The organism is Microbacterium sp. C23T, from assembly GCF_053345975.1.
This window is the reverse complement of record NZ_JBKFBD010000033.1, coordinates 52501-62240: the sequence shown is the minus strand read 5'-3', so window position 1 is coordinate 62240 and position 9740 is coordinate 52501. Positions and strand designations below refer to the sequence as shown.

The 9740-nt window shown below is 70.1% G+C and carries 8 protein-coding genes and 1 tRNA gene; 7 read left to right on the top strand and 2 right to left on the bottom strand.

Annotated elements, in window-relative coordinates; genetic code table 11:
• Positions 1-266: 266 nt before the first annotated feature.
• From ACLBXX_RS17225 to ACLBXX_RS17195, 7 genes are all read left to right on the top strand, one after another.
• On the top strand, positions 267-596 hold the full coding sequence (locus ACLBXX_RS17225) for a hypothetical protein (protein WP_447659036.1): 330 nt from the start codon (positions 267-269) through the stop codon (positions 594-596).
• A 45-nt stretch (positions 597-641) separates the two neighbouring features.
• Positions 642-714 (top strand) — tRNA-Lys (locus tag ACLBXX_RS17220).
• 81 nt (positions 715-795) lie between these two features.
• Positions 796-4503: a nitrate reductase subunit alpha gene (locus ACLBXX_RS17215; RefSeq protein WP_447659035.1), complete on the top strand. Its 3708-nt coding sequence runs from the start codon at positions 796-798 to the stop codon at positions 4501-4503.
• Positions 4503-6194 (top strand): nitrate reductase subunit beta, encoded by a 1692-nt coding sequence (narH, locus tag ACLBXX_RS17210; protein WP_447659034.1) that lies wholly within the window; start codon positions 4503-4505, stop codon positions 6192-6194. Before ACLBXX_RS17215 ends, narH begins: the two co-directional genes overlap by 1 nt.
• Positions 6191-6874: a nitrate reductase molybdenum cofactor assembly chaperone gene (gene narJ / locus ACLBXX_RS17205; RefSeq protein WP_447659033.1), complete on the top strand. Its 684-nt coding sequence runs from the start codon at positions 6191-6193 to the stop codon at positions 6872-6874. The genes narH and narJ overlap by 4 nt, the downstream gene beginning before the upstream one ends.
• Positions 6874-7662 (top strand): respiratory nitrate reductase subunit gamma, encoded by a 789-nt coding sequence (gene narI / locus ACLBXX_RS17200; RefSeq protein ID WP_387147235.1) that lies wholly within the window; start codon positions 6874-6876, stop codon positions 7660-7662. The genes narJ and narI overlap by 1 nt, the downstream gene beginning before the upstream one ends.
• A complete protein-coding gene (locus ACLBXX_RS17195) occupies positions 7659-8882 on the top strand; it encodes a nitrate/nitrite transporter (protein WP_447659032.1) in 1224 nt (407 codons plus the stop codon). Before narI ends, ACLBXX_RS17195 begins: the two co-directional genes overlap by 4 nt.
• Positions 8883-8987: 105 nt before the next feature.
• On the opposite strand, the gene ACLBXX_RS17190 is transcribed toward ACLBXX_RS17195, so the two are convergent.
• Both ACLBXX_RS17190 and ACLBXX_RS17185 read right to left on the bottom strand, forming a co-directional pair.
• Positions 8988-9290, bottom strand: a complete 303-nt coding sequence (locus ACLBXX_RS17190) for a hypothetical protein (RefSeq protein ID WP_447659031.1) — start codon at positions 9288-9290, stop codon at positions 8988-8990.
• Positions 9287-9736, bottom strand: coding sequence for an N-acetyltransferase family protein (locus tag ACLBXX_RS17185; RefSeq protein WP_447659030.1), 450 nt, complete (start codon positions 9734-9736; stop codon positions 9287-9289). Before ACLBXX_RS17185 ends, ACLBXX_RS17190 begins: the two co-directional genes overlap by 4 nt.
• Positions 9737-9740: the final 4 nt, after the last annotated feature.

Here is a 9740-nt window from a genome sequence, read left to right as displayed (position 1 = left end):
CCCGAGGCGTCGATGGGCACGAAGATCTGCACCGCCTCGCCGTCCTCCGACGGGATCGGCGGCGACACGTCCTCCTGCACTCCCTCGATCTCGGCGATGTCGTCGGCGAGCGTCTGCACGTCCCCGATGTCGTCATCGGAGAGCTCACCCTCGCCCGTGACCACGACCCCCGCGGGGGGCGCGCGCGGGCGGCGGCGGCGGACGCCGGTGCACCCGTCGTGCCGTCGGCAGCGGACGAGCGCGTTCGCCCCACCCGTCGTGCGCTGGTGATCGGGATCGTCATCGCCGCGTTCCTCGCCGTCCTGCTCGCTCTCGGGACCCTTTGGCTGTCGAACGTGTGGTCCGCTGAGCCGGAGCCGGCACCGACCTCTCCCGTGGTGGAAGAGCAGGATTCATCCGTGCCGGCCGAGGAAGCGCCGGCCGAAGAGGCGCCCGCGACCGTGCCGGCCGAGCAGACCCCCGCCGAGGACGTCGCACCGGCCGACACCGTCACGGGCGGCAACGACAACAGCGGGCCGGGAAACAACAACGGCAACGGCAACGGCAACGGTCCCGGCAGCAACAGCGGCAAAGGCAACGGCAATGGCAACCGCTGACGCGCGACCGGAGGGACGCCTGACGGCCAGTAGGCTGGGTGGTGAGGGCCTCTAGCTCAGTCGGTAGAGCATCGGACTTTTAATCCGCGGGTCGTGGGTTCGAGCCCCACGGGGCCCACTCGATACTCGGACGAACGGCCGGATTTGACACGGCGGAACCTCTGGCGCGTCCGCCGGACGGTTCGCTAGGGTCCGAGACATGACGCCCCAGATCGGTGTGGACGGTCCGGCTTCCGACGCCTTGCTGCGCGCAGGGCGGTTCTTCACGAGGTGGGACGAAACCGCCGATCATCGTGCCGCGTTCCTCGAGGGCGGGCGCGAGGGCGACGCGTTCTACCGCGACCGGTGGAGCCACGACAAAGTCGTCCGGTCGACGCACGGCGTGAACTGTACGGGCTCCTGTTCGTGGAAGGTGTACGTCAAGGACGGCATCATCACGTGGGAGGCCCAGGAGACCGACTATCCGAGCGTCGGCCCCGACCGTCCCGAATACGAGCCCCGCGGTTGCCCCCGCGGGGCTGCGTTCTCCTGGTACACCTACTCCCCCACGCGCGTGCGCTACCCCTACGTGCGCGGGGTGCTGCTCGAGGAGTACCGCGCCGCAAAGGCGCGCGGCAACGACCCGGTGGAGGCGTTCGGCGAGATCACCAAGAGCCCCGAGACCCGTCGCCGCTACCAGCGGGCGCGCGGCAAGGGCGGGCTCGTGCGCGCGTCGTGGCGGGAGGCCGTGGAGCTCGTCGCCGCCGGGTACGTGCACACGATCAAGGAGTACGGACCCGATCGGGTCGCGGGCTTCTCGCCGATCCCGGCGATGTCGATGGTGTCCCACTGCATCGGCACGCGCTTCACGCAGCTCGTCGGCGGCGTGATGACGTCGTTCTACGACTGGTACGCCGACCTCCCGGTCGCGAGCCCGCAGGTCTTCGGCGACCAGACCGACGTCCCCGAGTCGGGCGACTGGTGGGACGCCACGTACCTGATGATGTGGGGCTCGAACGTCCCGGTCACTCGCACGCCCGACGCGCACTGGATGGCCGAGGTGCGCTACCGCGGCACGAAGGTCGTCACGGTCAGCCCCGACTACGCCGACAACACGAAGTTCGCCGACGAGTGGCTGCCGTGCCAGGCCGGCACGGACGCGGCACTCGCGATGGCGATGGGGCACGTCGTGCTCAAGGAGAACTACGTCGACCGTCGTGTGCCGTTCTTCGCCGACTTCGCGCGGCAGTACACCGATCTTCCCCATCTCGTGCGGCTCACCGAGCGCGACGGCGCGTATGTTCCCGGCACGTTCGTGACGTCGAAGGACCTCGGCGGCGACACCCCCGAGGACGAGTGGAAGACGGTGGTGCTGGATGCTGCGACCGGCACTCCGCGCGTGCCCAACGGCTCGATGGGGTTCCGGTACGCCGCGTCCGGCGAGGGCCGTTGGAACCTCGACCTGGAGGGCATGGAACCCGCATTGTCCATCGCCGACCTGCCCACGGCGGCCGGGGCCCCTGAGGCGGTCGAGGTTCTGCTCCCCCGCTTCGACTCCGCCGACGGCGAGGGCGCCGTGCTACGCCGGGGCGTCCCGGCGACGCGGGTGGGCGGCATCCTGGTCACGACCGTCCTCGACCTGATGCTCGCCCAGTACGGCGTCGCCCGCGACGGGCTGCCGGGTGATTGGCCGACCGGGCTCGACGACGCCGAGTCGCCGTACACGCCTGCGTGGCAGGAGGAGATCACCGGCGTGCCGGCGCAGGCGTGCACGCGCATCGCCCGCGAGTTCGCCGCGAACGCTGTCGAGTCCCACGGCCGCTCGATGATCATCATGGGCGCCGGCATCTGCCAGTGGTTCCACGGCGACGCGACGTACCGTGCGATCCTGGCGCTCCTGATCCTCACCGGGTCGATGGGTCGCAACGGCGGCGGCTGGGCGCACTACGTCGGCCAGGAGAAGTGCCGCCCGATCACCGGCTGGCTGTCGCTGGCGAATGCTCTCGACTGGAGCCGCCCGCCGCGAACCATGATCGGCACCGCGTACTGGTACATGCACACCGACCAGTGGCGCTTCGACGGGTATTCCGCCGATGCGCTGGCGTCGCCGCTCGCCGAGGGCAATCTCGCCGGCATGCACACCGCCGACACGATCGCCCAGTCCGCGCGGCTCGGGTGGATGCCGTTCTACCCGCAGTTCGACGTCAACCCGCTCGACCTCGCCGACCGGGCCGACGCGGCGGTGGCGAACGGGGAGGCGGCGGATGCAGCATCCTTCGTCGCCTCGCAGCTCTCCTCCGGCGAGCTGCAGCCCGCGATCGCCGACGTCGACGCTCCGGAGAACTGGCCACGCCTGCTCACGCTGTGGCGGTCGAACCTCATGGGATCGAGCGCGAAGGGCAATGAGTACTTCCTCAAGTACCTGCTCGGCACGCACAACAACGTCATGGCGACCGACGAGGCGAGCGTTCGGCCGAACGACGTGAAGTGGCACGACGAGATCCCCGAAGGCAAGCTCGACCTGCTCGTGTCGGCCGACTTCCGCATGACCTCGACGACGCTCCTGTCGGACGTCGTGTTCCCCGCGGCGACCTGGTACGAGAAGCACGACCTGTCGTCGACCGACATGCACCCGTTCGTGCACGCGTTCACCCCGGCGATCGACCCGCCGTGGGAGGCGAAGAGCGACTTCGACCTGTTCCACGCGATCGCCGTCGAGTTCTCCGAGCAGGCGCGCACGCACCTCGGCACCCGGCGCGACCTGGTGTCGGTGCCGATGCAGCACGACACCCCGGGCGAGACGTCGCAGCCCGGCGGCGAGGTGCGGGACTGGGCGCGCGGCGACACCGCCGGCATCCCGGGCAAGACCATGCCGCAGTTCACGGTCGTGGAGCGCGACTACACCGCGATCGCCGACAAGCTCGCCGCCGTCGGGCCGCTTGCCGACAAGCTCGGGTTCACGATCAAGAACGTGACCTACGACGTGTCGCACGAGGTCGAGCGGCTCGCCCAGAAGAACGGCGTCATGCTCGGGGGCGCAGCCGACGGCCGGGCCGCGATGGACACCGACGTCAAGATGGCCGAGGCGATCCTCGCGTTCTCGGGCACGACCAACGGCGAGCTCGCGTCGCAGGGCTTCCGCACGCTCGAGAAGCGCGTGGGCAAGCCTCTCGCCGATCTCGCCGAGGGTTCCGAGGAGAAGCGCATCACGTTCGCGATGACGCAGGCGGCGCCGGTGCCGGTGATCACGTCGCCGGAGTGGTCGGGTTCCGAGACCGGCGGGCGCCGGTACGCGCCGTTCACCGTCAACATCGAGCGGCTGAAGCCCTTCCATACGCTCACCGGCCGCATGCACTTCTACCTCGACCACGCGTGGATGCGCGACCTCGGCGAGGCCCTGCCGATCTACCGCCCGCCGCTCGACATGCACCGCCTGTTCGGCGAGCCCAAGCTCGGGCCGAACGGCGAGCAGCAGGTCGTGGTGCGCTACCTCACGCCGCACTCGAAGTGGTCGATCCACTCCGAGTACCAGGACAACCTCTTCATGCTGTCGCTGTCGCGCGGCGGCCCCACCGTCTGGATGAGTCCGGCAGACGCCGCGGCCATCGGCGCCGCCGACAACGACTGGGTCGAATGCGTGAACTCGAACGGCGTGCTCGTGGCGCGGGCGATCGTGTCGCATCGCATGCCCACCGGCGTCGTCTACGTGCACCACGCGCAGGAGCGCACGATCGATGTGCCGAAGTCCGAAGCCACCGGCCGGCGCGGCGGCATCCACAACTCCGTCACGAGGCTGCTCGTCAAACCCACGCATCTCATCGGCGGGTACGCGCAGCTGTCGTACACGTTCAACTATCTGGGGCCGACCGGCAATCAACGCGACATGGTGGCGACGGTGCGCCGTCGCTCGCAGGAGGTGGTGTTCTGATGCGCGTGATGGCCCAGATGGGCATGGTCATGAACCTCGACAAGTGCATCGGATGCCACACCTGCTCGGTCACCTGCAAGCAGGCGTGGACCAACCGGGCGGGCACCGAGTACGTGTGGTTCAACAACGTCGAGACGCGGCCCGGCCAGGGCTACCCCCGCCGCTACGAGGACCAGGACCAGTGGCGCGGCGGATGGACGCTCAACAAGCGCGGGCGACTGTCGCTGCGCACGGGCAGCCGCGCGAAGCGCCTGTTCTCGATCTTCTCGTCGCCGGTGCAGCCGAAGCTCGAGGACTACTACGAGCCCTGGACCTACGACTACGAGACGCTCATCGACGCGCCCCTCGGCGACGACTTCCCGGTCGCCCGCCCCAAGTCCCTCATCACCGGCGAGGACACGAAGATCACGTGGTCGGCGAACTGGGACGACGACCTCGGCGGCGCATCGGAGATGGGCCATCTCGACCCGATCGTCGAGCGGGTGCGGCGCGAGTCGGAAGACAAGATCAAGCTGCAGTTCGAGAAGACGTTCATGTTCTACCTGCCGCGGATCTGCGAGCACTGCCTCAACCCGTCGTGCATGGCGTCGTGCCCGTCGGGCGCGATCTACAAGCGGGCCGAGGACGGCATCGTGCTCGTCGACCAGGACCGCTGCCGCGGGTGGCGCCAGTGCATCACGGGCTGCCCGTACAAGAAGATCTACTTCAACCACAAGACCGGCAAGGCCGAGAAGTGCACGCTGTGCTACCCGCGCCTCGAGGTCGGCATCCCCACCGTCTGCTCCGAGACGTGCGTCGGGCGCCTGCGCTACCTCGGCCTCTTCCTCTACGACGCCGACCGCGTCACCGAGGCGGCGTCCACGCCCGATCCGAAGGACCTGTACGAGGCGCAGCTCGACCTCATGCTCGACCCGAACGACCCCGAGGTGATCGCCGCGGCCCGCGCGCAGGGCGACATCCCCGAGGACTGGATGGATGCCGCGCGCCGCTCCCCCGTCTACGCCCTGGCCAAGACGTACCGGGTCGCGCTTCCGCTGCACCCGGAGTACCGCACGATGCCGATGGTCTGGTACATCCCGCCCCTGTCGCCGATCGTCGACCTGCTGCGCGACCAGGGCCACGACTCGGAGGCCGCCGGCACCCTGTTCGGCGCGATCGAGGCGCTGCGGATCCCCGTCGAGTACCTCGCCGAGCTCTTCACCGCGGGCGACACCGACATCATCACCGGCGTGCTGTGGCGCCTCGCCGCGATGCGCTCGTACCTGCGCGACATCACGCTCGAGCGCGAGCGCGACGAGTCGATCCCCGAGGCGGTCGGCATGACCGGCGAGTCCATCTACGCGATGTACCGGCTGCTGGCGATCGCCAAGTACGAGGACCGCTACGTCATCCCGACCGCCCACTACGAGCGCGCGCACGAGCTCGAGGAGCTCGGCTGCTCGCTCGACTTCGACGGCGGCCCGTACGGCAACGAGTCGGGCATGTTCGGCGAGGCAAGCGGCAGGCCGACGCCGGTCGCGGTGGAGACGTTCCACGCCCTCAAAGAGCGCCAGACCTCCGACGCCGCTGCGAGCGGGGAGTCGCTGCGCGGCCGCGTCAACCTCCTGAACTGGGACGGCAACGGCGCACCGCCCGGTCTCTTCCCCCCGAAGGATGCGGCTCCGGATGCTGCGCCCGGAGGCTCGTCGTGAACCTCCGGGTGGTCTACCAGGCGGCGTCGCTGTGCCTGAGCTACCCGGATGACGGCGTGCTCGGCTCTTCGGCGCTGATCGGCCAGGCGCTGACGGAGGCGGCGCCCCGGGCGCTAGCTGGGCCCCCGCACCCGGAGGCTCCGCGTGGCGCGCCAGCGCCACGTGGAGGGGGAGCGGGGACCTTCGCCCCTCTCCTCGAGTGGTGGGCGAAGACGCCGGCGTCCGAGGTGCAGACGGTGTACGTGGACACATTCGACATGTCGCGGCGCCACGCGCTGTACCTGAGCTACTGGACCGACGGCGACACGCGCCGGCGCGGCGCGGTGCTCGCCGATCTGAAGCGGAGGTACCGCGAGGCCGGGTTCACGATCGACGGCACGGGCGAGCTGCCCGACTTCCTGCCGCTCGTGCTCGAGTTCGCCCGGCACGCGCCGGGCGAGGGCGCGGCGCTGCTGCAGGAGTACCGGCCGAGCCTCGAGCTCATCCGCCTCGCCCTCGCCGAGCGGGGCTCGCCCTACGCCGGCGTCGTCGCGGCGGTGTGCGACACGCTCCCGGGCCGCTCCCCCGCCGACCGCCAGCAGGCGATGGCGATGGCCGCCGCCGGACCGCCGCGCGAGTCCGTCGGACTCGACGCCCACGACCCGCGGCTGCTGCCGCTCGAGCCGGTCGGGAGGCGCTGATGGACCTGTTCCTGTGGGGCATCCTCCCCTACATCATGGTCGCGGTGCTCGTCGGCGGCACGATCTGGCGCTACCGCTACGACCAGTTCGGCTGGACCACCCGCTCGTCGCAGCTCTACGAGTCGCGACTGCTGCGGATCGGGTCGCCGCTGTTCCACTTCGGCATCCTCGTCGTGATCATCGGCCACGTCATCGGCCTCGTGATCCCCAAGGCGTGGACCGACTTCTTCGGCATCTCGGATGAGATGTACCACCTCGCCGCGCTCGGCCTCGGCACGGTGGCCGGCATCGCGACGCTCGTCGGCGTCGGCATCCTGATCTACCGCCGCCGCACCACCGGCCCGGTGTTCATGGCGACGACGAAGAACGACAAGACCATGTACGTCGTGCTGGTGGCCGCGATCGTCGCGGGGCTCGCGACCACGGTGCTGGGGGTCATCGGCCCGCACCAGGAACTCACCTACCGCGACACGGTCTCGCCGTGGTTCCGGTCGCTGTTCGTGTTCCAGCCGAACATCGCCGCGATGAGCGAGGCGTCGCTCGACTACCAGATCCACACCGTGATCGGCATGGTGCTGTTCATGATCTGGCCGTTCACGCGGCTCGTCCACGCGTTCACGGCGCCGGTGCACTACCTGTTCCGCCCGTACATCGTCTACCGCTCGCGCGACGGGCGGCCGACGACGGCACGGGGGATCCGGCGCGGCTGGGCGCCCGTGGGCACCACCGACCGCACCCCCGACCGCAAGGCGACGACGACAGGCAAGACGGGAGGCACACGACGATGACGACGGATGCTGCGGCCCAGGCCGCGCAGAACACCCAGGCCCTGCCGGGCCGCACCAAGAACCTCCTGCTGGCGCTGCTTGCCTTCACCATCACGTTCTGGGCGTGGAACCTGATCGCGCCGCTGGCGGTGCAGTACACCGCCGAGATGGGGCTGACCTCGACGGAGGCCTCGCTCCTCATCGCGACTCCGGTGCTGGTCGGGTCGCTCGGCCGCATCCTCACCGGTGCGTTCACCGACCGCTGCGGCGGTCGCCTGATGTTCACGGTCCTGACGGCGGCCTCGGCCGTGCCCGTCGTGCTGGTGGCCCTCGCCGGGGTGTGGGGGTCGTATGCGCTCATGATCGCGTTCGGGTTCCTGCTCGGCATCGCCGGCACGACCTTCGCCATCGGCATCCCGTTCGTGAACGCCTGGTACGAGCCGGCCAAGCGCGGCTTCGCCACGGGCCTCTTCGGCGCCGGCATGGGCGGCACCGCCCTCTCGTCGTTCTTCACTCCCCGCATGGTGGCCTGGTTCGGCTACTTCGCCACGCACCTCATCATCGCGGGCGCACTGCTCGTGGTCGCGGTCATCGTGTGGCTGTTCATGCGGGACTCGCCGCTGTGGAAGCCGAACGACGCCCCTGTCATGCCGAAGCTCAAGGCGGCATCCAAGCTCGCCGTGACCTGGCAGATGGCGTTCCTCTACGCCGTGACCTTCGGCGGCTTCGTCGCATTCTCGACGTACCTGCCGACCTACCTCAAGGAGGTCTACGGATACGACCTCGCCGATGCCGGCGCCCGCACCGCGGGCTTCGCGATCGCCGCGGTCATCGCCCGTCCGGTCGGCGGCTGGCTGTCGGACCGCATCGGCCCGGCGACCGTGCTCAGCATCTCGCTCGGCGGCGCCGCCGTGATGGCGGTCGTCATCGCTCTGCAGCCGCCGCCCGAACTCGCGGCGGGGGCGTCGTTCGTGCTCATGGCTCTCTTCCTCGGCCTCGGCACCGGCGCGGTGTTCACGTGGGTGGCGCAGCGCGCCCCGGCCGAACGGGTCGGCACCGTCACCGGAATCGTCGGTGCCGCGGGCGGGCTCGGCGGCTACTTCCCGCCGCTCGTGATGGGCGCGACCTACAATGCCGAGGCCCACAGCTACACCGTCGGGCTCAGCCTGCTCTGCCTCACCGCGCTGGTCGCGCTGGGCTTCGTGATCTTCCTGGCCCGGCGGCAGCGGCGCACGGCCTGAGGCCGCGGGCGCGACTGCTGCACGTTCCTGCACCTGCTGCGTCGCGCGACGCAGCAGGTGCAGGACACTGCAGCAGTTGTCGGAGGCGGGCCAGGCCGAGCCCGCTCAGCGCACCATCGAGAGCGCGATGAGCCAGGCGGCGATGCTGAGCACGAGCGCGATCAGCGGGTACCAGAAGGCCCGGCGCTTGCGCGACAGCGCGACGATGCCTGCGACGGCGCCGATCACGGCGAGGGCCAGCGGCAGGTAGCCGCCCAGCACGATCGCCACCGTGTTGTCGTGATTGCCGATGGCCCACACGAGCGACACGAAGAAGAGAACCACCGCGGCGCCGACCGAGAACCCGATCAGGAGCAGCGTCGCGACGAGGTCGCCGATGCTCCGCTCGGCGGGGGCGGACGCGCTCATCGGTCCAGGCCGATCTCGTAGTGCACGAAGCCGGTGTGGGTCGCGACGCGGTCGTAGAGGGCCCGGGCCGTGGCGTTGGTCTCCTGCGTGAGCCAGTAGACCTTCGCGGCGTCGTGCGCGCGCGCCCACTCGGTCACGTGGGCGATGAGGGCGCGCCCCGCACCGCTGCCGCGGGTGTCGGGGGCGACGAAGAGGTCCTCGAGGTAGACGTAGGGCGCCGGCGACCACGTCGCGGCGTGCGTGAGCCAGTGGACGAAGCCGATGGCGCGCCCGTCGTCGTCGGTCGCCACCGCCCCGTGGATCGGGAACTGCGGGTCGAGGAGGCGGTTCCACGTCAGCGCGGTCTGCTCGTCCGACACCTCGGACTCGTAGAACTCGATGTAGCCGCGCCAGAGCGGGAGCCAGGCGTCGCGGTCGGCAGGGGCGAGGGGGCGGATCTCGGTCACGAGC